Genomic DNA, 23002 nt, shown 5'->3' with positions numbered 1-23002 from the left:
GAGCGGCTACACCGCGGCGGAGGCTCCCAGGTGCTCGTAGAGCGGGTGGCGGTCGGCGATCGCGGAAACGCGCTCGGTCAGCTCGGCCCGGCGATCCTCGAAGCCGGGCGTCAGCGCCGCGGCCATGATCCGGCCGATCTCGGCGAAGTCGTCCGCGCCGAGGCCGCGGGTCGCCAGCGCCGGCGTGCCGACGCGCAGGCCGCTCGTGACCATCGGCGGCCGCGGGTCGAACGGCACCGCGTTGCGGTTGACCGTGATCCCGATCGAGTGCAGCCGGTCCTCGGCCTGCTGGCCGTCGAGCTCGGACTCGCGCAGGTCGACGAGCGCCAGGTGCACGTCGGTCCCGCCCGTGAGGACGTTGACGCCGTGGCCGGCGGCCATGAGCTGATCGGCGAGCACCTTCGCGCCCTCGACGGTGCGGCGCTGGCGCTCGCGGAACGCCTCCGATGCCGCGATCCGCAGCGCGACGGCCTTCGCGGCGATGACGTGCTCGAGCGGGCCGCCCTGCTGGCCGGGGAAGACGGCGGAGTCGATCTTCTTCGCGTACTCCTCGCGGCAGAGGATCATGCCGCTGCGCGGGCCGCCGAGCGTCTTGTGGATCGTCGTCGTCACGACGTCGGCGTACGGCACCGGGCTCGGATGCTCCCCCGCGGCGACGAGGCCGGCGAAATGCGCCATGTCGACCACGAGCAGCGCCCCGACCTCGTCGGCGATCTCGCGGAAGCGCGGGAAGTCGAGCACGCGCGGGTAGGCCGACCAGCCCGCGAGGATCATCTTCGGCCGGCGCTCCTTGGCGATCCGCGCGACCTCGTCCATGTCGATCCGGCTCGTCTCGCGGTCGACCTCGTAGGGCGCGATGTCGTAGAGCTTGCCCGACACGTTGATCTTCATGCCGTGCGTGAGGTGCCCGCCGTGCGCGAGCGAGAGGCCCATGATCGTGTCGCCGGGCTGGAGCAGCGCGAAGTACACCGACGTGTTCGCGGGCGCGCCGGCGTGCGGCTGGACGTTGGCGTGCTCGGCGCCGAAGAGCTCCTTGGCGCGGTCGATCGCGAGCTGCTCGGCGATGTCGACGAACTCGCAGCCGCCGTAGTAGCGCTTGCCGGGATAACCCTCGGCGTACTTGTTCGTCAGGACGCTGCCCTGGCACTCGAGGACCGCCTGCGGGACGAAGTTCTCCGACGCGATCATCTCGAGCGTGCGCTGCTGGCGGTCCAGCTCGCGCGCCAGGACGTCGGCGATCTCGGGGTCGACCTCGGCCAGCGGCCGGGAGAAGAAGTCAGAGGGCAGATCGGGCGGGCTCACGCCGCCACCGTATCAGCGCCCGGCGCCGTCATAGCGCGGCCAGCGCGGCGTCGACGACGTCCTCGCCGACGGCACCGGCGCGCGCGATCGACCACTGGCGGCGCGCCTCGAAGCGGCGGAGGTCGACCACCGTCGAGGGCGTGCCCGGCAACGGCCCGGCGTCGAGGACCAGGTCGGCCGCCTCGCGCAGGCCGGCGGGGACCTCGCCGACGGTCCGTGCCTCGGGCTCGCCGGCGCGGTTGGCGCTGGACTGCAGGATCGGCCAGTTCACCGCGCCGAGCGCATCCGCGGCGGGCGGCAGGGCGGGGACGCGCAGGCCGAGCGTCTCCGGGTCGTCCCCGCACGCGAGGGGGAAGCGGTGCGCGGGGTTGGCCAGGAGCAGCGTCACCCCGCCGGGCAGGAGCGCCTCGAGCGCCGAGCGGGTCCGCGGGCCGAGCTCGGGAACGGCGGCGAGGGCGAGCTCCAGCGAGAACAGCATGACCGCCGACGGCTTGGACAGCGGACGCCGCTTGAGCAGGTAGAGCCGTTCGACCGACTCGCGCGTGCGCGCATCACACGCGAAGCCGTAGACGGTGTCGGCGGGAAACAGGGCGATGCCGCCCACCGCCATGCAGCGCTCGAACGTGGCAGCGTCGGAGGCGGTCAGCATCCGACGGTCACCCGCTCGTGGCCGGCGAGGTCGGGCTCGGTGCGCACCTGCGCGTAGCCGGCGCCGCCGAGCAGCGCGCGCACCGCGGGACCCTGCGTCGCGCCGTGCTCGAGCGCGACCCAGCCGATCCGGTGCGCGGCGCGCGCGACCAGCGCGCGGATCGCGTCGAGCCCGTCAGGTCCGGCGAAGAGCGCAAGGGCCGGCTCGTGGTGCGCGATCTCCGGCGCCAGGCGCTCGCCGGACTCGACGTACGGGAGGTTGGCGACGACGGCGTCCCAGTCGCCCGCCGGGAGCCCGTCGCCGAGGATCCAGTCGACCGTGAGGCCCAGCCGTGCCCCGTTCGCGCGGGCGACGTCGAGCGCGGCCGCGGACACGTCGGAGCCCGTCACCCGCAGGTCGCGCCGCTCGTCGGCGAGCGCCAGGGCGACCGCGCCGGAGCCGGTACCGACGTCGATGACGCGCGCGCCCGCCGCCAGCTCCGCGACGCCGACCTCCACGAGCAGCTCGGTCTCGGGCCGCGGCACGAGCACCCGCGCGTCGACCTCGAGCTCCAGCCGGCGAAAGCCCTTGCGTCCGAGCAGGTACGCGACCGGCTCGCGGCCGACCGCACGCCGGCGCACGAGGTCCTGGAAGCGCCGCACCGCCGCACCCTCGACGCGCAGGTCGCGATCGACGTACAGCCGCGTGCGGTCCACGCCGAGCGCGTCGGCGAGCAGCAGCTCGGCGTCAAGGCGCGGTGAGTCCACGCCGGCGGCCGTGAGCGCGACGAGCGCCGAGTCCAGCGCCTCGGCGACCGCGGTCAAGCCCCGCTCGCCTGCGCCGGCGGTTCATCGCCCGACCGTCGGCTGGAAGGGGCGTCCGTCGGCGCCGCCGGGCAAGGACGCAGACCCGGAGGAATCCCCCTGGGATCTCGAGTGGTCGAGGACGCCGCGTGGCGATGATCGACGGACGTCATCTCGAGTCGAGGGTCGGGTGATGGGCCGCCTCGAGAGCGCGGCGCTTCTCGTCGGACTGCAGGGCGGCGGTGAAGCCGTCGAGCTCGCCCTCGAGGACGTCCTCGAGGTTGTGCTGTGTGAGCTTGATGCGGTGGTCGGTCACGCGCCGCTCGCCGTAGTTGTAGGTGCGGATCTTCTCGGCGCGCTCGCCCGTGCCGACCTGCGAGCGGCGGTCGGCCGACAGCTCGGCCTGCTGCTCGGCCAGCGCCTGCTCGTAGAGGCGCGCGCGCAGCACGCGCATCGCCTTGTCGCGGTTCTGCAGCTGGCTCTTCTCGTCCTGCATCGACACGACGATCCCGCTCGGCCTGTGGGTGATGCGTACGGCGGAGTCGGTCGTGTTGACCGACTGGCCGCCGGGTCCGCTGGAGCGGTAGACGTCGATCTGCAGGTCGTTGGGCTCGATCTGCACGTCGACGTCCTCGGCCTCGGGCAGCACCGCGACGGTGGCCGTCGACGTGTGGATGCGGCCCTGGGACTCGGTGACCGGCACGCGCTGCACGCGATGCGTGCCGCCCTCGAACTTGAACACGGAGTACGCGCCGTCGCCCTTGACCGCGAACGTGTACTCGCCGTCGCGCACGTCGAGCGGCTCGGTCTGGAAGCCGAGGCGCTCGGCGTACTTCGTGAGCATCCGGTACACGTCGCCCGCCCAGATGCCGGCCTCGTCGCCGCCGGCGCCGCCGCGGATCTCGACGATGACGTTCTTGTCGTCGTTCGGATCGCGCTCGACCATCGCGAGGCGGATCGCCTCCTCGAGCTCCTCGATGCGCGCCTCGGCGGTCGCGAGCATCTCACGGACCTCCGGATCGTCGCCCTCGTCGAGCAGCTCGCGGGCGCCCGCGGCGTCGTCGACGGCGCGCCGCCACTCGGCGGCGAGCTCCGCCGCCGGCTGCAGGCGCCGGTACTCGCGCCCGACGCCCGCGTAGCGCTGGCGGTCGCCGATCACCGCGGGATCGACGACCTGGCGCTCGAGCTCCGCGAAGCGCGCCTCGATCTGTTCGACGAGCGACTCGATCACCCGGTCGAGGCTAGCCGGACCGCCCCACCTGGTAGCGGTCGCAGCCGCCCCGGGCGACCGGCGCGGCGTGCGGTTCAGCCCCTGCTCGAGCAGCGGCATGCGGTCAAGCGAAGAGGATGTCCCCGCCGCCGCCGAGGATCAGCATCCAGCTGCCCGCCGCCGACGTCGGCCAGCTCGGGAACTCGCCCCACAGCCGATCGCTCACGGCGCGGTCCGCGCCGGCCGGGCCGGTCGCGCCGCCGTTCGTCGTGCCGAGGATGCCGAGCACCGCCGCGTCGGCCGCCGGGTTGGAGACGTTCAGCCGGTGAAACGCCCAGTCGGCCTGCACCGTGCCCTCGCTCCAGACGAGGCTCGGCGAGGTCGAGCCGGCGAACGGCTTGTAGCCGCTCCAGGTGACCCCGCCCACGACGCGGGGAGGCATGTAGAGGTTGCTCTGCAGCCACGACAGGACCTGCGTCGCGCGGGCATCGCGGCGGTTGGACAGGAAGACCGAGCCGAGCGACTGGACGTCGAGCGGGATCCGTGCGTCGTTGAGACCCTGGACGAAGTACGCCTGCGATCCGGCCTGGACGAGGAGCTTGCCGACGATCGCGTTCGCGGTCACGTCGTACTGGTTCGTCAGGGTCGTGCCGGTGATCTCGCCGTTGTTGATCTTCTTCGTCCCGAACTCGATGCCGGCGGCGCGGAAGAACTCGGCGGCGAGGATGTTGTGCTGCGTGGAGACCCACTGGACGTCCGGTCCACCGAGCAGCAGCCCGTCGGAGCGGCGCAGAGCGAGCAGGTACTTCGCGACGCCGCTGATGAGCTTGTCGTAGCGCGAGTTGCCGTACTTCGAGCGATAGGCCACGGCGGCGATGCCGACCCACGCCATCGCGTTCGCCCGCGGCTGGCTCGCCGTGGCGCCGGTGGCGACGTCGTAGGCGAAGCCGAGCGCGCCGGTGTCGGCGATCTGCAGCGCCTGGAGCTGGTCGAGCAGCTGCTCGGCCTGCGTGCGCTGGCCGTACTCCATGAACCCGAGCGCGGCGAGAGCGTTGTCGTACGTCCACGACAGGTTCGCGAGACGGTCGTAGTCGCTGTCGGACTTCGGGATGTCGAACGAGCGCACGAGCAGCAGGGAGGAGCCGAAGGACGAGCCGAACGTCACGCTCGTCGTGCCCGTCGTGCCGCTCTGGGCGGCCGTCGCGACGAGGCGGTGGCGCTTGCCGGCCCGCCGGGTCCTCACCGGGCCGACCTGGCTCGCCAGCCACTTCGCCAGCGGGTTGGCGGGCGGCTTGGCGCCCTTGCGGTGCGGCCAGGCGTGCGTGACCTTGCCGCCCCGCCGGTCATGCTTCTTCCCGGCGGCGGAGGCAGCCGGGGCGGCGACCGCGGCGGCGGCGATCAGCACGGAGAGCCAGACGGTGGGGCGGCGCATGCGATAGGTCATCGACTGATACGTGCACGTCCCAAACCGAGTTGGCGCCCAGCCGCTCGCCGCTCAGGCGACGACTTCGACGCCGACGAGGTCCTCGGCGGAGTGCTCGCCCGGGGTCTCGACGGCCAGGACCGCCTCGAGCGCGGCGATCGCGACCCCGAGCTGCTGCGCGTCCGGTTCGCGCGTCGTCAGCAGCTGGAGCTTCATGCCGGGCCACATGAGCGCGCGCACCCACCCGCGCCGCCGGTTGCGCCCGGCGAACTTGATGATCTCGAACGAGATGCCGGCGATGAGCGGTACGCCGACGATGCGCGTCAGCACGAGCCAGTACCAGGCCGGCAGGCCGATCGGCGCGAAGATGAAGATCGCGACGATCATCACGATCAGCAGGAAGCTCGTGCCGCAGCGCGGGTGCAGGCGCGAGAAGCGCTGCGCGCTCTCCGGCGTGAGCGGCAGCCCCGCCTCGTAGCAGGAGATCGTCTTGTGCTCGGCGCCGTGATATTCGAACACGCGCCGCAGGTCGCGCATCCGCGCGAGCAGGGCGAGGTAGCCGAGGAAGATCGCGGTGCGGACGAGGCCCTCGACGAGCCAGAACAGAAACGACGAGTCGAGGACGTCCTTGAGCAGGCTGGTCAGGCCGACCGGCACGACGAAGAAGAGGCCCACCGCGAACACGAGCGCGACGACGATCGTGCCGGCCCACACGCCGCCGCTGATCTCCCGCTCGCCCTCCGGGATCTGGGCGTTGGCGGAGATGTTGAGCGCCCGGAAGCCGATGCCGAGCGATTCGCCGAGCGCGACGACCCCCCGCACGATCGGCAGCCGCAGCAGCCGGTGGCGCTTGAGGATCGACGTCAGCGGAAAGGACTGCACCTCGATCTCGCCGTGGGCGCCCGTCTCCGGATCGACGCCATCCTCGCCGACCTCGTCGGGCAGCGGCTTGCGGACGGCGACGGCCCAGGTCGAGACGCCGCGCATCATCACGCCCTCGAGCACCGCCTGGCCGCCGACGGGCAGGTCGCGGGAAGCGACCAGTTGGCCGTCGGCCGGCCGAGCGGTGTCGGTCACGTCAGAGGGGTGCTTCAGGAGGCGCCGGCAGCGCGGCCGCGAGCCTGACGGCGCTTGAAGCGCTCGACGCGGCCGCCGGTGTCGACCAGCTTCTGCCGGCCCGTGTAGAACGGGTGGCAGTTGGAGCAGATCTCGACGTGGATCTCGTTCTGGGTCGAGCGCGTCGTGAACTCGTTTCCGCAGGTGCAGCGGACGTGCGCTTCGACGTACTCCGGGTGGATTCCGGTCTTCATGGTCCACACCAGTCTAGCGACGCCGATCAGCGCCGAACCGGCGCGGGACACGTGGTCGAGAGCACGTTGTCGGCCTCGTCGACCTCGGCGATCCGGTCGGATGGGTCGGCCTCCAGTCGCACCGGCTCGCCGGGCCGGCAGCGGTCGCCGACGAAGGCAACCGTCTGGCTGCGCCCGGCGGGTAGGCCGCTGACGCTGACGAGCGGGCGCGGCGCGCCGCCGACGCTGAAGGAGATGTCGAACGCGGCGGAGTCGCCCTTGCCCGTGTTGCGCAGCCCGAGGACATAGCGCAACTGGCCGGCGTCCCCCGTGCTCTCCGCGGTGAGCGAGGTCAGCTCGAGGTTGGGCCGCATGTCCGGCTGGCTGCACACCGCGGTGCGCCGCGAGGCCGAGTCGACGACCTTGCCGTCGGCGTCGAGCCAGCGGAAGCGGACGCGCGCGCGGTAGTCGCCGGGCGCGCTGAGCCCCTGGAAGAGCTTGTGCCAGATGAACTCGTCGACGCCGGCGTTGGACTTGATCCACCCGTTGTCGCGCGTGCTCACGTTCTGGTAGCCGCTGTCGCCCGAAAGCCGCGCCTGCAGGTCGAAGCGCACCCACATCTGCTGGCTGCGGGGCACGGCGGTCATCCGGCTGCGGAACTGCACCGACCCGGCGGTGCCCGACCCGGCGACGACGCACTGGTCGATGCCGGTCGAGACCGCCGACGCGGGCGCCGCCGAGGCCGCGGCCGGCGCGGCGAGAGCCAGGAGGAGCGGGATGAGGGCCAGGCGGCGCATGCTCCCCACAGAACAAGCGAGGGCCGGAAAGGTTGCGTCCTTTCCGGCCCCCGCGGCGACTTGTTCGCCGCCGAACGCTCAGGTCACCTGGTAGAGCGGCCCGTCGCCGCCCTCGGGCGGGGTCAGGCGGCCGCCCTTGGCGGTGATCGCCCCGCACTGCACGCAGTTCGTGTAGTTGACGACCACGTCGACGTTGCCGTCCTCCGGTGCGTCATCGGGGATCTCGTAGACCCCCGCCGGGCACATCCACTTCCACGTCTCCGCGATCACGCGGGGGACGTTCTTCTGCACGCGGATGTGGTTCGGCGCATCGTCGCGGGTCGCGTTGCCCGTGATGAACACGCTGGAGAGCTTGTCGAACGTGTACTTGCCGTCCGGCTTCGGATAGCCCTTCGCCGTGTCGCCGATGAACATCGGCTTCGCGTCGTTGCGATGCCAGTCCAGGCGCCCGCCGGGCAGCTTGCCCTTCGTCGCGATCGCCAGGTTGACGATCGGCCCACCGCGCAGGAACCCCTTCTGGAACGGCTGGCGCGTGTTGCGCACCTGGTAGAGCTCGGTGCCGATCGAGGACTCCTCGACCGCTTCCTCGTAGGACGACAGGTCGGTCGAGCCCCGCTTGAGCGCGGCGTAGATCGCCTCGCCCGCGAGCATGCCCGACTTGATGCAGTGGTGGACGCCCTTGAGCGCCACCGTGTCGACCATCCCGCCCGAGTCGCCGACGAGCAGCGCGCCCGGCATGGTGAGCTTGGGCATCGACCAGTAGCCGCCGCCCGGCAGCGCCTTCGCGCCCCAGGCGATGCGCTCGCCGCCCTCGAGGATCTTGCGCACGAGGGGGTGCAGCTTGAACTGCTGCAGCAGGTCATGGGCCGACGTGGTCGCGTCGGCGTACTCGAGGTCGATGACGAACCCGATCGAGACGAGGTCGTCGCCCGTCCTGGCGTCCTTCATCGGGTAGATCCAGGTGCCGCCGATCTGCCCGTACTTCGAGCGGATCTTCACGGGCCACGGCCCGATCGTGTGAATGAGGCGATCCAGCGGCTTGGGGACCTTCCAGACCTCCTTGACGCCGAGCTCCCAGACGGCCGGCTCGCGGCCCTCCGACAGCCCGAACTCGCGGATCGCGGCGCCGGTGAGCGAGCCCCAGCAGCCCTCGGCCAGCACGGTGTGCTGAGCCGTGACGTCCGTGCCCGGCTCGAAGTTGCCCAGCGGCTGGCCGTCCTTGCCGCGGCCCTTGTCGCCGGTGCGCACGCCGCGCACGGCGCCGTCGGTGACGAGCAGCTGCGTGGCGGCGGTCTCCGTCAGCACGTACGCGCCGCCCTCCTCGGCCAGGCGCTGCTGGAAGCGCGCCAGGGCCGACACCGAGACGACCTCGTTGCCGTGGTTCTTGAACGGCGGCGGGGGCGGGATCCGGATCGCGTGCTTGGAGGTCGGCGTCATGTAGACCGCCTCCTTGGTCACCTCGCCGAAGGCCCACCCCTCCTCGCGCCACTGCTGGCGCGAGTACTCGGGGTAGAGCTCCTGCAGCGGCCCGGGGCGGACGACCGCCCCGGACAGGTTGTGCCCGCCGCACGTCTTGGCCTTCTCGATGACCGCGACGGGCACCTCGCCGAGGCGCTCGAGCGTCTCCTCGTCGTCGGCGAGCAGCTGCAGCAGGCGGTTGGCGGTGGCCAGGCCCGCGGTGCCGCCGCCGATGATGGCGACGCCGACCTCGATCCGCTCGTCCTCGGCATCGAGCTCGCGCTTGATGAACTCGTTCGGCGAATCGACGGGAGGCGGATAGGCCGCCGGGACGGCGACACCGTTGTGGCCGGCCACGGCGATCAGCTCCCCTTCTTGGCCTTCACGGCCTCGATCAGCTTCGGCACGATCTTGTTCAGGTCGCCGACGATGCCGAGATCGGAGAACTCGAAGATCGGGGCGTTCGAGTCCTTGTTGATCGCCACGATGTTCTCCGAGGACTGCATGCCGACCTTGTGCTGGATGGCACCCGAGATGCCCGCCGCGAGGTACAGCTTCGGCGCGACGGTCTTGCCCGTCTGGCCGATCTGCGCCGCGTACGGGTACCAACCGGCGTCGACGACCGCGCGGGTGGCGGCGACGGCGGAGTTACCGCCGAAGGCGCCCGCCAGGTCCTGGAGCTGGTCGAAGCCCTCGGGCTTGCCGAGCCCGCGGCCGCCGGCGATCAGGACGTCGGCGCCCTCGATGTCGACGTCGGCACCGCGCTGCTCGCCGCGCTGGACCATCTTGGCCTTCGTCGACCAGGGCGAGAACTCCACGTCGACGGTCTCCACCGCGGCCGTGCCGCCGTTGGAGGCCGGGACCTCGAACGCGTTCAGGCGCCCGATGATGATGCCCTTGCCCTTGTAGCGGGACTCGGAGATCGACGAGTCGCCGAGGATCGGGCGCTCGGCGACGAGCTTGCCGCCGTCCACGCTGACGCTCGTGACCTCCATCGTCACGCCCGCGCCGATGCGCGCGGCCAGGCCGGCGCCGATCTCGAAGCCGAGCAGGCCGCCGCCGAACAGCGCGTAGTCGTGGCCGTTGTCGGTCATGACCTTGGCCATCGCATCGACGACCGGCTGCGACAGGCCCTCGGGCCCCTCGACCTTGAAGACCTTCGCGGCGCCGTAGCCGCCGAGCTGGCCGGCGAGGTCGTCGGAGACGCCCTCGCCCACGACGATCGCGTGGGCCTCGGTGCCCAGCTCGGACGCCAGGCGCGCCGCCTCCGCGACCGCGCCGAGCGAGTTCTTGTTGAACGCGCCCTCGTAGTGGAGGGCGTAGACGAGAATTCCCGCCATGTCAGATCAGCTTCCTCTCGTCGAGCCAGGCGACGATCTTCTCGACCGTCTCGTTCGTGTCCTCGTCCTCGATGATGAGGCCGGCGGACTTGGCCGGCGGGGCCTTGAAGTTGCCGCACTCGACCTGCGAGCCGTCGGTGCCGACGCGTGACGCGTCGATCTCCACGTCGCCGGTGCCGAGCGCGTCGAGGGGCTTCTTCTTGGCGCCCATGATCGCCTTCAGCGACGGGTACCGGGGCTCGTTGATGGCGTCGCCCACCGAGATGACGGCGGGCAGCTCGACCTGGACGGTGTCGTAGCCGTACTCGGCCTGGCGCTCGCAGCGCAGGCCGCCGTCCGAGACGTCCATCTTGATGACCTGGGTCAGCGACGGCATCTGCAGGTGGTCGGCCACGACGGCGCCGATCGTGTAGCACTCGCCGTCGTCGCTCTGCTGGCCGAGCAGGACGAGGTCCGGGCTCTCGCGCTTGAGCGTCTGGGCCAGGGCGTACCCCGTCGCGGCGACGTCGGAGCCGGCCAGCGCATCGTCGGAGAGATGGACGGAGCGGTCGGCACCCAGCGACACGGCCTTGTGCAGCGCACGCACGGCCGAGCCGGGGCCCATCGTCACGGCGATGATCTCGTCGACTTGGACCTCACCGCCCTCCTTGAGCTGCATCGCCGCCTCGATGGCGTGCGTGTCATACGGGTTGAGGTTCTTCTCGCCGCCGCGGTCAAGGCGGCCCGTGGACGGGTCGATGCGCTTGGTCACCGCCGCGTCGGGCACCTCCTTCACCAGCACGCAGATCTTCACTTTCGAGTCCTCCTCTGGGGCAAATCGGACGCCGGGGATGCTACCCCGTTCGTTGACTCGCAAGTCAACGAAGGCCTCGGGCACCCCCCGAACGGCGGTGCCGGGCGGGGCTCAGCGGGTGACGGCGCCCTGGATGAAGTCGATGATGTCCTGCGTCGAGGCGCCCGGGGTGAACACCTCGGCGACCCCCAGCGACTTGAGCTCGGGGATGTCGTCGGCCGGGATGGTCCCGCCGACCGTGACGATGACGTCGTCGATGCCCTGCCCGGAGAGCAGCTCGACGATCCTCGGCACGAGCGTCATGTGCGCGCCCGAGAGGATCGACAGCCCCACCGCGTCGGCATCCTCCTGGATCACCGTCTCCACGATCTGCTCCGGCGTCTGGTGCAGACCCGTGTAGATGACCTCCATCCCCGCGTCGCGCAGCGCGCGGGCGATGATCTTCGCCCCGCGGTCGTGACCGTCCAGACCGGGCTTGGCGACGACCACGCGGATCTTGTGCTGGGTGGCGGCGGCGCTCATCGGGGCGGAACAATACGACCTGCGCCGTCCCGGACGCGGTGCGCTGCGAGCCGTTGGCGAATTGGGCCCTCCCAGGGCCCAACTCGCCGAGCGCGGCGGCCTACCGGACCTTGATCGTCTGATCCATCCCCGGATGGATCGTGCAGTGGAGCTTGTAGGTGCCCTTCTTCGTGAGCTTCTTGGAGAACGAGCCGCTCGTCTGGGTGTTCGAGCGGAACTTCATCGGGCCGCTCTGGACCGTGACGTTGTGCGGGGCCTTGCCCTTCCAGACCCACTTGACCGTCGTGTTCTTCTTGACGGTCATGGTCTTCGGGACGAAGGAGTTGTCCTTCAGACCGGCGGTCTTCGTAGCGGCGAAGGCCGGGACGGCGACCAGCGCGGCGGCGGCGGCGACGGCAAGGACGGGGGCGATGAATCGCTTCATGCAGAGCACCTCGGAGCTCGAGAGGGCAGATCGGCCGACGAGGTGACTGACGCCCGGCCGGCACCGTTCCTTCCCCGCCGCCGGAGCGAGTGTCCCACAATGACGAAAGGCGCCGCCAGGGCGCCCTTCGCAATCAGTCAGGTTCCGGTCGAGCGGTCCTACGCGGCCTCGCGCAGGTCCTGCAGGTCGCCCATCTCGGCCAGGCGCTGCAGCGCGCGGGCCTCGAGCTCGCGGGCCTCCTTGGCGGTCACGCCGAGCTTGCGCTCGATGCGCTCGCCGGGCGCCAGCAGCTCGCCGCCGGCGCCGAAGCGCGCGGCGATGACCTTCTGCTCGGCCTCGGGCAGCAGCTTGACGGCGCGCTCCAGGCGGGCGCGGATGTCGAGCTCCTGCACCGCCTCGTCCGGCGCCGGTCCGTCCGACGGCCGCAGCTCGCCCAGCGTCGCCGAGTCCGAGTCGTCGCCGACGCGGCGGTCGAGGCTCGGCGGCTCGTAGTCGAGCGCGCGGATGCGCGTGACCTCGTCGACCTCGAGGCCCGCCTCCTTGGCGATCTCGGCGTCGGTCGGGTCATGCTCGAGACGGACCGTCAGCTCACGCTCGACGCGGCCGACCTTGCGGGCCCGCTGCGCGATGTGCGCGGGCAGGCGGATCGTGCGCGCCCGGTTGTCCAGGCCGCGCTGGATCGCCTGGCGGATCCACCAGGTCGCGTACGTCGAGAACTTGTAGCCCTTGCGGTAGTCGAACTTCTCGACCGCGCGGATCAGCCCGAACATGCCCTCCTGGACGATGTCCGCGAACGGCATCCCCTGGCCCTGGTACCGTCGGGCGATCGACACCACCAGACGGATGTTCGAGTTGATCATCCGGCCCTTCGCATGGAGGTCGCCCTGCTCGACGCGCTTCGCGAGCACGACCTCCTCTTCTTTTGTCAGGAGCGGGTAGACGGACGCCTGCTCGAGAAGCAGGTCCGTCGGCTCGAGTTCGTCGAGCGGCCGCTCATGGAGGCGATCAACCGCCACGCTTCATCACTTCCTTCATCAAGGTCAAATATCCGAGTTCAAAGGTATGTATTCTACGCCAATTCCGTTGCCTTCGCAACAATGCAACGGGTGGCTGGGCGTGATGTTGCGCCCTTGGGCGCAAGAATCGCGGCATCGGAGCGGACGGTCCGCGTAGACCGGAAGTGCGCGCAGCACGACGAGCGCGCTCCGAGTGCCTCAAAATGGTACCAGGTCTCAGCGTGTTCGCCTAGTCGTGCCCGAGTGATCGTGCTGCTCTAGTCGCGCAGAGGGCGGGCGCCGCCGCACCAGAGCGCGGCTGACTCGCCCTCCAACACGTCTGCCCCTTTGGCCGCCCGGCCAATCGGACCTCGGGCAAATGTGCGCCCTGCGGCGGCCACGAGGTTCCCGGCGCGGCGCCCGCCGAGCACCGCCCGCTCGGCGATGAGCGTGACCGGCCCGAAGACTTCGGCGACGGTGGCGACCTGGCGGCGGGCGCGCCGCAGCGGCGCCTCGTCGATGAGGTTCGCGACGTAGACCCCGCCCGGCCTCAGGACGCGCCGCACGTCCGCGAGGGCCTCCACCGTGCACAGGTGGTCGGGCACGCGGGGGCCGACGAAGACGTCCGCGACCACGGCGTCGAACGAGCGCGGCCGCAGCGAGGACACCCCGGCGCGGGCGTCGGCGGTGCTCACCCGCAGGCCGGGCACGTCGTCGAGCCCCAGTTGCTCGCGGGCGACCCGGACCACGTCGGCATCGACCTCGAGGACCCGCGACCGCGAGGCGGGGCGCACGGCGGCAAGCCACCGCGCGAGCGTGCACGCGCCGCCGCCGAGGTGCAGGACGTCGCCGGGCGCGGTCGCCTCGAGCACGCCGGCGATCCAGCGCGTGTACGGGATCTCGAGGTGCCGCGGATCGGCGAGGTCGACCACCGAGGCCTCGAGACCGTCGACGAGCAGCGTCCGGCGCGTGCCGTCGGCGAGCACCCGCGCGCGCCCCGGCGGCGCCGGCTGCGCGGCGGCGCGCCGCCGGCGGCTCACCGCGCGATGTCGCCCAGCAGCCCGCGGGCGATCACGAGGCGCTGGATCTCGGAGGTGCCCTCGTAGATCTCGGTGACCTTCGCGTCGCGGTAGTAGCGCTCGGCCGGGAACTCGCGGGTGTAGCCGTAGCCGCCGAGCACCTGGATCGCCTCGCCCGTCCAGTGGCGCGCGACGCGCGAGGCGAACAGCTTCGCCTGCGCCCCCTCGACGGTGTGCGGGCGCCCGGCGTCCTTTGCGCGCGCGGCGCGCCAGACGAGCGCCCGGGCGGCCTCGATCTCGGTCTGCATCTCGGCGAGCTTGTGGCCGATCGCCTGGAAGCCGCCGATCGGCCGGCCGAACGCGTGGCGCTCCTTCGCGTACCCGGCCGCCAGGTCGAGCGCCGCCTGCGCGATGCCGACCGCCTGCGCGGCGATCCCGATCCGCCCGCCGTCGAGCGTCTGCAGGGCGATGCGCATGCCCGCGCCGGCGGCGCCCAGCCGCTCGGCCGGGCTGCTCTCGAAGACGAGGTCCGCGGTCGACGAGGAGTGCAGGCCGAGCTTGTCCTCCTCGCGCACGGCCTGGAAGTCGCGCACGGCGAACGCGCTGACGCGCTCGCCTTCGCGCGCGAAGACGTTGACGTGGCGCGCGTAGGAGCCGTTGGTGATCCACTGCTTCGTCCCGGTCACCGTGCCGGTGTCCGCGTCGTAGCGGGACCGCAGGGCGCCCGCGTCGCTGCCGGAGCCGGACTCGGTGAGCGCGAAGGCGGCGAGCTCGTGCCCCTGGGCGAGCGGCGGCACGATCCGGGCGATCTGGCCGTCGTCGCCGTGGGCGAGGACGGGCAGCGTCCCCGCGCTCGTGTGGACGGCGACGGTCACGCCGACGCCGGCGTCCGCGCGGGAGAGCTCCTCGAGGACGAGGATGTAGGAGAGGAAGTCCGCGCCCGCGCCGCCGTGCTCGACCGGGACGCAGACGCCCATCAGGCCGAGCTCGCCGAGCTGGCGGAAGACCTCAAGCGGGAAGCGGTGCTCGCGGTCCCACTCCGCCGCTCCGGGCGCGACGACCTCGTCGGCGAAGCGGCGCGCCAGGTCGCGGATCGCACGCTGCTCGTCGGTGAGCTCGGCGAGGGTCACCGCCGCACCACCTTGCGCGCCACGGTTCCCGCCGCCGCCACCGCGACCGCCGCCGCGCCGATCTTCAGCCGGCGGCCCAGCGTCTCGAAGCGCATGACCTCCCAGCCTTCCTCGCGCGCGACGCGGGCCAGCTCGGCGTCCGGGTTCACCGCAACCGGATGGCCGACGGCGCGCAGCATCGGGAGGTCGGAGGCCGAGTCGCTGTAGGCCCACGACGCGGCGAGGTCGATGCGCTCCTCGCCCGCGAGCTCGCGCATGCGGACCGGCTTGCCCTCGCCGTAGTTGAAGGGGCCCTGGATGCGTCCGGTCAGCACGCCGTCCTCCTCCTCGAGCTGGGTGCCCAGCCCGCCGTCGAAGCCGAGGACCGTGGCGAGCATGTCCGCCGTCCCCTGCGTCGCGGCGGTGCAGATGTACACGGGGCGGCCGGCGTCCTGGTGGTCGTAGGCGACCTGGAGCATGCGCGGGTACACGCGCGGCAGCACGCCGGCGAGGACCATCGGGGCGAGCCGCGCGAACTCCACCGCGCGGCGGCCCGCGATGATCGCGCTGACCCGCTCCTGGACCTTCGCGGTCGCCTCGTCGGTGGAGCCCTGCAGGCGGAACTGCAGGTTCGCCCAGGCGTCGGCGTAGAGCCGGCGGCGCGGGATGATCCCCGCCCGCGCGCCGGCCCGCGCCCAGTGGAAGCCGGACGAGCCGGCGATCAGGGTGCGGTCGAGGTCGAAGAAGGCGGCGGCGGGCGACACTCCGATGTGACCGCTCCGCTCCAGACCTCCCAGCTCCGCTTCAGGAGTGCGACGGTGACCGCTGCGCTGGTCGGTCACGTCACACGACCCGTGGGCCGGGTGAGACCGCTTCGCTCTCGGGGCTGACCCGTGGGCCGGGTGTGACCGCTTCGCTCTCGGGCCTGACCCGTGGGCCGGGTGTGACCGCTTCGCTCTCGACCTCCCACCTTCGCTCTGAGATAGCGGAGGTGACCGCTCCGGTGGTCGGTCACGGTACAGATCCCGTGGGGGCCTCAGACCCGGACGATGATGGCATCCCCCTGGCCACCGCCCGAGCAGATCGCCGCGCAGCCGAGCCCGCCGCCGCGGCGACGGAGCTCGAGGATGAGGGAGCCGATGATCCGGGCGCCCGACGCGCCGATCGGGTGGCCGAGGGCGACCGCGCCGCCGTTGACGTTGACCTTGTCCTCGTCGATGCCGAGCACGCGGACGGAGTTCAGGGCGACGGAGGCGAACGCCTCGTTGATCTCCCAGAGGTCGATCTCGCCGGCGGTCAGGCCGGCGCGCTCGAGCGCCTTCTTCGCCGCGCTCGCGGGGGTGCGGGCGAGGTAGGCGTACTCGTCGGCGGTCTGGGCGTGGGTGACGATCTCGGCGAGGACCTCCTTGCCGTTCGCCCTCGCCCACTCGTCGGAGGCGAGCACCAGCGCGCCGCCGCCGTCGTTGACGCCGGGCGAGTTGCCGGCCGTGTGCGTGCCCTCCTTCGACGCGAGCCCCGGCAGCTTGGCCAGGGTCTCCAGCGAGCTGTCGCGCCGCGGCGCCTCGTCGACCTCGACGACCGTCTCGCTCTTGCGCGACTTCACGGTGACCGGGACGATCTCCTCGGGCAGGCGGCCCTCGTCGGTGGCTGCGATCGCGCGCTCGTGGGAGCGCAGCGCCCACTTGTCGAGGTCCGCGCGGGTCATCTCGAGCTCGTCGCCGACCTCCGTGGCCTCGACGAACATCTGCTTGCCGGTGAACGGGTTCGTCAGGCCGTCGTGGACCATCGCGTCGAGCGCCTTGACGTCGCCCATGCGGAAGCCGAAGCGGGCGCCGGGCAGCAGGTACGGCGCGTTCGACATCGACTCCATGCCGCCGCCGACGCCGACCTCGACGTCGCCCGCGCGGATCGCCTGGTCGAGCAGCACCGTGGCGCGCACGCCGGACGCGCAGACCTTGTTGATGGTCTCCGAGGAGACCTCCTTCGGGATGCCCGCCTTGATCTGCGCCTGGCGCGACGGGATCTGCCCCTGGCCGGCCTGCAGCACCTGGCCCATGATCACGTGTTCGACCTGCTCGGGCTCGACGCTCGCGCGCTCGAGCGCGGCGGAGATCGCGCGGGCGCCGAGCTCGGTGGCATCGAGCGTGGCGAGCGCCCCGCCCATCTTGCCGATGGGGGTCCGGGCGGCGCTGAGGACGACGGTCTTGGGCATCGGGAACGGCCTCTCGTTGCGAGCGAATGCGTGCCCGGATCCTAGACTCGCGGGTCCATGGACGTGATCGCCACCACCGCCCCACCCCGGGACACCGACGCCGACACCGTGGTGGTCGGCGTATTCGAGGGCAAGGACGTCGCCCACGATCTCGAGGGCGCGCCGCTGCAGGGCCTCCTGGAGACCGGCGAGGCGCGGCGGTCGTTCGAGCACGTCGCGCTCACGCACGCCGAGGGCAAGCGCTGGCTGCTGATCGGCCTCGGCGAGCGCGACGCGTTCGACGCCGAGCGCGCGCGGGTGCTGGCCGCGGTCGCGGCGGGCCACCTGGACGCCCTCGGCACGCGGTCGCTGTGCTGGGAGGTGCCCCACCACGTGGGCGCCGACGTCGTCGAGGCGCTCGTCGAGGGGACGCTGCTCGCCGCCTACCGGTTCGACCGGTTCCGCCGCCCGCCCGAGGATGCCCCGGCGCGCCTGGAGCGGCTCGTGCTCTCCGACCACCACGACGTGGGCGAGGCCGTGGCGGCGGGCCGGGTCATCGGCGAGGCGCAGAACGCCGCCCGCGACCTCGCGAACGCGCCCGCCAACGTCATGACGCCGACCGCGCTCGGCGAGCGGGCCCGGGAGCTCGCCGCCGAGCACGACGCCATCACCGCCACCGTCGAGGGCCGCGCCGCGATCGAGGGCCGCGGGATGGGCGCGTTCGCCGCCGTGGCGCGCGGCTCGGAGGCCGAGCCGGCCCTCATCACGCTGCGCTACGAGCCGGAAGGCGCGAGCGGCCCGCTGCTCGGGCTGGTCGGCAAGGCGGTGACGTTCGACAGCGGCGGCCTCTCGATCAAGCCCGCGGCGAGCATGGTCGCGATGAAGTTCGACATGGCGGGCGGCGCCGCGGTGCTGGAGGCGGTCGGCGCGATCGCGCGCCTGCGCCTGCCCGTGCGCGTGCTCGCCGTCGTGGGCGCGACGGAGAACCTCATCAACGGATCGGCGATGCGCCCCGGCGACATCCTGCACACGAAGGCCGGCCTCACCATCGAGGTCAACAACACCGATGCCGAGGGCCGGCTCGTGCTCGCCGACTGCCTGACGCACGCGGTCGAGGAGGGCGCGGAGCGGCTCGTCGACGTGGCGACGCTCACCGGCGCGATCCTCAGCGCCCTCGGGCGCACGCACGCCGGCCTGCTGGGCGACGACGACGCGTGGTGCGAGGCGGTCGCCGAGGCCGGCCGGCGCAGCGGCGAGATCGTCTGGCGGCTGCCGCTGCACGCCGAGACCGCCGAGCTCGTCAAGGGCACGGTCGGCGACCTCGTCAACGCCGTCGAGAGCCGCGTGGCGGGCTCGATCACGGCGGCCGAGCTGCTGCAGCGCTTCACCGGCGATGTGCCGTGGGCGCACCTCGACATCGTCGGCGTGGGCTGGGACTCCGGCAAGGCCTACGCGCCCAAGGGCGCCAGCGGGTGGGGCGTCCGTATCCTTGTGGAATTGGCCCGCGCGCTCGCGTAGTTTGCTCGCCATGGCCGATCAGACCACCGCCAGCGCCCGCCGTTCCGTGGGCACGTACGACTCCTACCCGGACGCACAGCGCGCCGTCGACCGGCTGTCCGACGCGGGCTTCCCGGTGTCACGGGTCGCGATCGTCGGCCGGGGCCTGCGCTTCGAGGAGCAGGTGCTGGGCCGGGAGACCGTCGGCTCCGCCGCCCTGCGCGGCGCGGGCCAGGGCGCCGTCGTGGGCGTCCTGTTCGGGCTGTTCCTGTGGGCGATCTCGGCCAACGACGTCGCGGCCGGCTGGCTCATCCTCTACGGCCTCATCTGGGGCGCGGTGCTCGGCGCCATCCTCGGCGCGATCTACCAGGCCGCGTCCGGCGGCCAGCGCGACTTCCGCTCCGCGAGCCGGATGACCGCCGACCACTACGACGTGATGGTCGACGACGACGTCGCCGCCGAGGCGATTCGCATCCTCGACGGCGGGGCGTCCTCGGCCCCGGCCACGGGCGCGACGGCGCCGCCGAGCATGCCGGACCCGTCCGCGGGCTCGCCGCCCCCGGCGTCGCCGCCCGCCGGGGCCTGACCCGCGCCGGCCGGCCGAGCCGCCGCACAGGCCGCCCGGGGGCCGCTACTGTCGCTCTGTCATCTACGAGACGAAGGCGTCATACTTCCCCGGACCTCGCGATGTCTCCGCTCAAGCTGTCACCCCACACGCGCATTCACGCGCTGGGCGGCCTGCTCATCGTGGCGCTCGCCGCGGCGACGTCGCTGGTGGTCATGAGCACGAACCTGCACAACCCGGGGACGCGCAGTGCGCTGCTGCTCGGCGGGGTCGTCGTGACGGGCGCGATGCTGCTCGTGGAGGACGGCGACCGGACGCTCGGCGCGTACGTCCTGGCGTTCCTGCTCTCGTTCGTGGTCTTCGCGCTGGTCCTCGCCTGACCGGCGCCCGTCGGCACGGCCCATAGGCTTCCCGGGTGCGCCGCGCCCTGCTGCTCTGGCTGCTGCTCTTCGCCGTCTACTCCGCCACCGTCGGGCTCGACGCCTCGCCCGGCGAGCGCTGGTCGGCCCGCGAAGGCCACGTGCTGCTCACCGCGGAGTCGATCGTCTCCGACGGCGACCTCGACCTGCGCGACCAGTACCGCGAGGGTGCGTGGACCGCGTACGGCGGCCCGCCGCTGCGACCGACGGCGGGGACCGTCGAGGGGCGGCTGCTCGAGCCTCAGGGCATCGGCTTTCCCCTGCTGATCGCCCCCGCGTACGCGCTCGGCGGCACGACGCTCGTGCAGCTCTGGCTGGCGGCGCTGACGGCGCTGGGCTTCGTGTGCGCGGCGGCGCTCGGGCGGCGGCTCGTGCCCGACCCGTGGGCGACGACCGCCGCGCTGGTCGCCGGGCTCTCGCCGCCGATGGTGGCCGCCGCGACGCGGGTCTCGCCCGAGGCGGTCGGCGGAGCGGTGCTGGCCGCCGCCGCGCTCGGCGCTCTGCGCGTGCGGGAGCGACCGCAGCGGCTGCAGGCGGTCGGGGCGGCGGGGCCGATCGCGATGCTCCCGTGGCTGGCCACGTCGCTCGTGCCGGCGGCCGCGACGTGCGCCCTGGCGCTGGCCCGCTGGCTGAGCCGCCGGCGGCAGCGCTTCGCGGCGTTCCTCGCCGTGGAGGTGATGCTGTTCTCCGGCATCCTGTTCATCACGCTGACCGATCGGCTGTTCGGCGGGCTGACGCCGTACGCGCCGTCGCTGGCGGCGAACGGCGCGCTGGGCACGGGCTCCGTCGGCGACGCGCTCGAGCGCTGGCCGCGGGTCGTCGGGTGGTGGTTGGACCGCGACGACGGGATGCTGCGCTGGGCGCCGTTCGCCGCGCTCGGGTTCCTGGCGCTGTGGCTGCTGTGGCGCTCGCGGCGCGACCGGCTCGCCGTGATCGTGGGCGACCAGGTGGACGTCGAGGTGGCGGCCGGCTTCCTCGCGACGCTGTGCGCGGTGCAGCTCGCCGTCGCGACGTTCCTGGCGCCCGACCTGCACGGGGCCTGGGCGCCGTCCAGGCTGCTCGTGCCCATCGTGCCGGTCGGCGCGGCGCTCGCCGCCTGGGGGCTGCGCCACGCTCCGCGCGCGGGCGCGGCGCTGGCCGCGGTGACCCTCGCCGGAAGCGCGTGGCTGATCCTCGGCGCGCGGTTCGGCGACGGGACGCTGCAGCCGCCGCGCGGTGCGGTGCCCTGGGGCGGCGTGCAGGACGTCCTGCCCCGATTCGGCGGCACGATCGGCACGGGCGAGGCGATCGTGCTCGCGATCGTGGCGGTCGCCCTCGCCGCGCTGGTCCTGCGCGAGCGGCGGGCGTGGCAGGAGGCCCGCGGCCGGGTGGCGGACGGGCTGCCGCGCCGGCCATGAGCTGACACCGGACAGCGTCGCCGTCAGCGTGACGCCGCTCGCCGAACCGGTCGCGCGGCACCGCAGGCCCGCGGGCGGTGCGGCGCGCCCGGCGCGCCGGCGCGAGCTCAGACCTCGGCGCCGGTCTTCTCCAGCAGCGTCCGCGCGGCGCTGGCCGGGTCCAGCCGGCGCGCGACGACCTCGTCGAGCAGCTGCGCGAAGCCGGCGTCCTCGACCAGGCTCTCCTCGAGGCGCCGCCGCATCCGCCCCGCCGCGAGCGCGACGACCTCGTTGTGCAGGTTGCGCCGCCGGCGCTCGCTCAGCGTGCCCTCGGACTCGATGTGCGCGCGGTGGGCGTCGATCTGCTCGACGAGCTCGTCGACGCCCTCGCCGCGGGAGGCCTCGGTCTTGACGATCGGCACGCGCCACCCGCGCTGCGGCGCGAGCGACAGCACGCCACGAATCTCGCGCACCATCGTGTCCGTGAGCGGATGGTCGCGCTTGTTGACGACGATGACGTCCGGGATCTCCATGACGCCCGCCTTCAGCGCCTGGATCGAGTCGCCCGAGCCGGGCATGAGCACGAGCACCACGGTGTCGGCGTGGTCGATGATGTCGACCTCGGCCTGGCCGACGCCGACCGTCTCGAGGAACACGTCCTGCTTGCCCGAGGCGTCCATGAGCAGCGCGGCCTGCAGCGCGGCCTCCGACAGCCCGCCCAGCGCGCCGCGGTTCGCCATCGAGCGGATGAAGACGCCCGGGTCCAGGAAGTGCTCGGTGAGCCGGATGCGGTCGCCGAGGACCGCACCGTGCGTGAAGGGCGACGACGGGTCGATCGACAGCACGCCGATCTGGCGGTCGGCCGCGCGGCGCGCCTTCGTCAGCGCGCCGATCAGCGTCGACTTGCCGACGCCGGGCGGGCCGGTGAAGCCGAACACCGCCGCCCGGCCGGTCTTCGGATAGACCTCGCGAACCACCTCGTAGCCGGCCGGATCCTCGTTCTCGACGAGCGTGATCGCCCGCGCGAGGGCGCGGCGGTCGCCGTCGAGCAGGCGCTGGGCGAGGGTGGGGTCGGCAGCCATGGGGGGCCGCATGATGGCACGGCCGGCGGCGGGCGAGAGGGGTGTCCGGGGACTACGATGCCCGGGGTCCCATGAAGCCCGTGTTGTCCCCGGTCGATCCGCCGACCGTCGAGCCGATCCTCCGCGGCGAACCGCCGCCCCTCCACGGCGGCCCGCTCACGCTCCTGCGGTTCATGCGCCGCCACGGCATGTTCACCGTCGGCTACGCGCGACTGCTGGCGCGCCTGGCCTGGTTGAAGCTGCGGTTCCGCGGCCGCCTGCGCACCGACGGCATCGCCTTCGTCTGTCCGGGCGTCACCTTCGAGATCGGCCGCGGCGCGGTGGTCCATCTCGGCCGCTGGTCGTGGATCGGCCACGGCAGCAAGGTCCGCGCCCACGAGGGCGAGGTGCGCATCGGCGCGAAGACCGTGCTCGGCCAGGAATGCACGATCTCCTCGTTCCAGCATGTGTCGATCGGGCGCGAGTGCATCGTCGCCGACCGCGTCATGCTCATCGACTTCGACCACGGCGTCGTCGAGGTCGAGCGCCCGGTCCGCGGCCAGGGCATCTACAAGCGCGACGTCAACGTCGGCCACAACGTGTGGATCGGCTACGGCGCCTGCATCCTGCGCGGCACGACGGTGGGCGACAACGCGATCATCGGCACGTCGACCGTCGTGACGAAGGACGTTCCGGCCAACGCGGTGGTCGGCGGCGTCCCGGCGCAGGTGCTGCGCACGCGGCCCGCGCCGCGAACGATGCGCTGGGAGTGAGCGCCGGC

The 23002-nt window shown here is 72.7% G+C and carries 24 protein-coding genes; 5 read left to right on the top strand and 19 right to left on the bottom strand.

The annotated features are described in order from the left end of the window. Nucleotides 1-6: 6 nt before the first annotated feature. The 18 genes from glyA to DSM104329_RS07065 form a co-directional block, all read right to left on the bottom strand. Entirely contained in the window at nt 7-1302 is a 1296-nt protein-coding gene (glyA, locus tag DSM104329_RS07150) for a serine hydroxymethyltransferase (protein WP_326924486.1), read from the bottom strand. Nucleotides 1303-1330: 28 nt separating this feature from the next. Continuing rightward, nucleotides 1331-1951, bottom strand: a complete 621-nt coding sequence (locus DSM104329_RS07145) for an L-threonylcarbamoyladenylate synthase (RefSeq protein ID WP_259314712.1) — start codon at nt 1949-1951, stop codon at nt 1331-1333. Next, entirely contained in the window at nt 1945-2754 is an 810-nt protein-coding gene (gene prmC, locus DSM104329_RS07140) for a peptide chain release factor N(5)-glutamine methyltransferase (RefSeq protein ID WP_259314711.1), read from the bottom strand. Before prmC ends, DSM104329_RS07145 begins: the two co-directional genes overlap by 7 nt. Before the next feature lie 148 nt (nt 2755-2902). Then, nucleotides 2903-3964: a peptide chain release factor 1 gene (gene prfA / locus DSM104329_RS07135; RefSeq protein ID WP_259314710.1), complete on the bottom strand. Its 1062-nt coding sequence runs from the start codon at nt 3962-3964 to the stop codon at nt 2903-2905. 103 nt (nt 3965-4067) lie between these two features. Then, entirely contained in the window at nt 4068-5375 is a 1308-nt protein-coding gene (locus tag DSM104329_RS07130) for a hypothetical protein (RefSeq protein WP_259314709.1), read from the bottom strand. Between the two features lie 63 nt (nt 5376-5438). Beyond that, nucleotides 5439-6443 (bottom strand): DUF1385 domain-containing protein, encoded by a 1005-nt coding sequence (locus tag DSM104329_RS07125; protein WP_259314708.1) that lies wholly within the window; start codon nt 6441-6443, stop codon nt 5439-5441. A gap of 14 nt (nt 6444-6457) precedes the next feature. Then, the gene (gene rpmE, locus DSM104329_RS07120; RefSeq protein WP_259314707.1) at nt 6458-6676 is read right to left on the bottom strand and encodes a 50S ribosomal protein L31; all 219 of its coding nucleotides are present in this window, start codon (nt 6674-6676) and stop codon (nt 6458-6460) included. Between the two features lie 26 nt (nt 6677-6702). Beyond that, nucleotides 6703-7452 (bottom strand): CARDB domain-containing protein, encoded by a 750-nt coding sequence (locus DSM104329_RS07115; protein ID WP_259314706.1) that lies wholly within the window; start codon nt 7450-7452, stop codon nt 6703-6705. A gap of 78 nt (nt 7453-7530) precedes the next feature. After that, nucleotides 7531-9267, bottom strand: a complete 1737-nt coding sequence (locus tag DSM104329_RS07110; protein ID WP_259314705.1) for an electron transfer flavoprotein-ubiquinone oxidoreductase — start codon at nt 9265-9267, stop codon at nt 7531-7533. A 5-nt stretch (nt 9268-9272) separates the two neighbouring features. Further along, nucleotides 9273-10250, bottom strand: a complete 978-nt coding sequence (locus tag DSM104329_RS07105; protein WP_259314704.1) for an electron transfer flavoprotein subunit alpha/FixB family protein — start codon at nt 10248-10250, stop codon at nt 9273-9275. Nucleotide 10251: 1 nt separating this feature from the next. Then, nucleotides 10252-11043: an electron transfer flavoprotein subunit beta/FixA family protein gene (locus DSM104329_RS07100; RefSeq protein WP_259314703.1), complete on the bottom strand. Its 792-nt coding sequence runs from the start codon at nt 11041-11043 to the stop codon at nt 10252-10254. 111 nt (nt 11044-11154) lie between these two features. Then, complete coding sequence (locus DSM104329_RS07095; RefSeq protein WP_259314702.1) at nt 11155-11565, bottom strand: cobalamin B12-binding domain-containing protein; 411 nt, start codon at nt 11563-11565, stop codon at nt 11155-11157. 100 nt (nt 11566-11665) lie between these two features. Then, nucleotides 11666-11989, bottom strand: a complete 324-nt coding sequence (locus DSM104329_RS07090) for a cupredoxin domain-containing protein (RefSeq protein WP_259314701.1) — start codon at nt 11987-11989, stop codon at nt 11666-11668. A 158-nt stretch (nt 11990-12147) separates the two neighbouring features. Further along, nucleotides 12148-13005 (bottom strand): sigma-70 family RNA polymerase sigma factor, encoded by an 858-nt coding sequence (locus tag DSM104329_RS07085; protein ID WP_259314700.1) that lies wholly within the window; start codon nt 13003-13005, stop codon nt 12148-12150. A gap of 257 nt (nt 13006-13262) precedes the next feature. Next, nucleotides 13263-14024: a spermidine synthase gene (locus DSM104329_RS07080; RefSeq protein WP_259314699.1), complete on the bottom strand. Its 762-nt coding sequence runs from the start codon at nt 14022-14024 to the stop codon at nt 13263-13265. Next, the gene (locus DSM104329_RS07075; protein ID WP_259314698.1) at nt 14021-15133 is read right to left on the bottom strand and encodes an acyl-CoA dehydrogenase family protein; all 1113 of its coding nucleotides are present in this window, start codon (nt 15131-15133) and stop codon (nt 14021-14023) included. The genes DSM104329_RS07080 and DSM104329_RS07075 overlap by 4 nt, the downstream gene beginning before the upstream one ends. Then, nucleotides 15130-15876 carry an HAD family hydrolase gene (locus DSM104329_RS07070; protein ID WP_259314697.1) on the bottom strand — a complete coding sequence of 249 codons (747 nt, stop codon included), beginning with the start codon at nt 15874-15876 and terminating at the stop codon, nt 15130-15132. Before DSM104329_RS07070 ends, DSM104329_RS07075 begins: the two co-directional genes overlap by 4 nt. Nucleotides 15877-16148: 272 nt before the next feature. After that, a complete protein-coding gene (locus tag DSM104329_RS07065) occupies nt 16149-17324 on the bottom strand; it encodes an acetyl-CoA C-acetyltransferase (protein ID WP_259314696.1) in 1176 nt (391 codons plus the stop codon). 57 nt (nt 17325-17381) lie between these two features. On the opposite strand from DSM104329_RS07065, the gene DSM104329_RS07060 reads away from it, so the two are divergent. From DSM104329_RS07060 to DSM104329_RS07045, 4 genes are all read left to right on the top strand, one after another. Beyond that, nucleotides 17382-18821, top strand: coding sequence for a leucyl aminopeptidase family protein (locus DSM104329_RS07060; RefSeq protein WP_259314695.1), 1440 nt, complete (start codon nt 17382-17384; stop codon nt 18819-18821). A 10-nt stretch (nt 18822-18831) separates the two neighbouring features. Continuing rightward, nucleotides 18832-19386, top strand: a complete 555-nt coding sequence (locus DSM104329_RS07055; protein ID WP_259314694.1) for a general stress protein — start codon at nt 18832-18834, stop codon at nt 19384-19386. 101 nt (nt 19387-19487) lie between these two features. Beyond that, a complete protein-coding gene (locus DSM104329_RS07050) occupies nt 19488-19745 on the top strand; it encodes a hypothetical protein (RefSeq protein WP_259314693.1) in 258 nt (85 codons plus the stop codon). Nucleotides 19746-19780: 35 nt separating this feature from the next. Then, entirely contained in the window at nt 19781-21181 is a 1401-nt protein-coding gene (locus DSM104329_RS07045) for a hypothetical protein (RefSeq protein ID WP_259314692.1), read from the top strand. Between the two features lie 107 nt (nt 21182-21288). Here DSM104329_RS07045 and meaB read toward each other — a convergent pair whose 3' ends face one another. Next, nucleotides 21289-22242, bottom strand: a complete 954-nt coding sequence (gene meaB, locus DSM104329_RS07040) for a methylmalonyl Co-A mutase-associated GTPase MeaB (RefSeq protein WP_259314691.1) — start codon at nt 22240-22242, stop codon at nt 21289-21291. Between the two features lie 71 nt (nt 22243-22313). On the opposite strand from meaB, the gene DSM104329_RS07035 reads away from it, so the two are divergent. Next, complete coding sequence (locus tag DSM104329_RS07035) at nt 22314-22994, top strand: acyltransferase (protein WP_259314690.1); 681 nt, start codon at nt 22314-22316, stop codon at nt 22992-22994. Nucleotides 22995-23002 lie beyond the last annotated feature (8 nt).

This window comes from Capillimicrobium parvum (assembly GCF_021172045.1).
GTDB lineage: Bacteria > Actinomycetota > Thermoleophilia > Solirubrobacterales > Solirubrobacteraceae > Capillimicrobium > Capillimicrobium parvum.
This window is presented reverse-complemented; position numbering and strand designations above follow the sequence as displayed.

Bases quoted from the DNA above. Each gene is read 5' to 3' on its own strand.
- DSM104329_RS07145 (WP_259314712.1), bottom strand. From the start codon at position 1,951: ATGCTGACCGCCTCCGACGCTGCCACGTTCGAGCGCTGCATGGCGGTG.
- DSM104329_RS07130 (WP_259314709.1), bottom strand. From the start codon at position 5,375: ATGCGCCGCCCCACCGTCTGGCTCTCCGTGCTGATCGCCGCCGCCGCG.
- rpmE (WP_259314707.1), bottom strand. From the start codon at position 6,676: ATGAAGACCGGAATCCACCCGGAGTACGTCGAAGCGCACGTCCGCTGC.
- DSM104329_RS07115 (WP_259314706.1), bottom strand. From the start codon at position 7,452: ATGCGCCGCCTGGCCCTCATCCCGCTCCTCCTGGCTCTCGCCGCGCCG.
- DSM104329_RS07105 (WP_259314704.1), bottom strand. From the start codon at position 10,250: ATGGCGGGAATTCTCGTCTACGCCCTCCACTACGAGGGCGCGTTCAAC.
- DSM104329_RS07095 (WP_259314702.1), bottom strand. From the start codon at position 11,565: ATGAGCGCCGCCGCCACCCAGCACAAGATCCGCGTGGTCGTCGCCAAG.
- DSM104329_RS07090 (WP_259314701.1), bottom strand. From the start codon at position 11,989: ATGAAGCGATTCATCGCCCCCGTCCTTGCCGTCGCCGCCGCCGCCGCG.
- DSM104329_RS07065 (WP_259314696.1), bottom strand. From the start codon at position 17,324: ATGCCCAAGACCGTCGTCCTCAGCGCCGCCCGGACCCCCATCGGCAAG.
- DSM104329_RS07060 (WP_259314695.1), top strand. From the start codon at position 17,382: ATGGACGTGATCGCCACCACCGCCCCACCCCGGGACACCGACGCCGAC.
- DSM104329_RS07055 (WP_259314694.1), top strand. From the start codon at position 18,832: ATGGCCGATCAGACCACCGCCAGCGCCCGCCGTTCCGTGGGCACGTAC.
- DSM104329_RS07050 (WP_259314693.1), top strand. From the start codon at position 19,488: ATGTCTCCGCTCAAGCTGTCACCCCACACGCGCATTCACGCGCTGGGC.
- meaB (WP_259314691.1), bottom strand. From the start codon at position 22,242: ATGGCTGCCGACCCCACCCTCGCCCAGCGCCTGCTCGACGGCGACCGC.
- DSM104329_RS07035 (WP_259314690.1), top strand. From the start codon at position 22,314: ATGAAGCCCGTGTTGTCCCCGGTCGATCCGCCGACCGTCGAGCCGATC.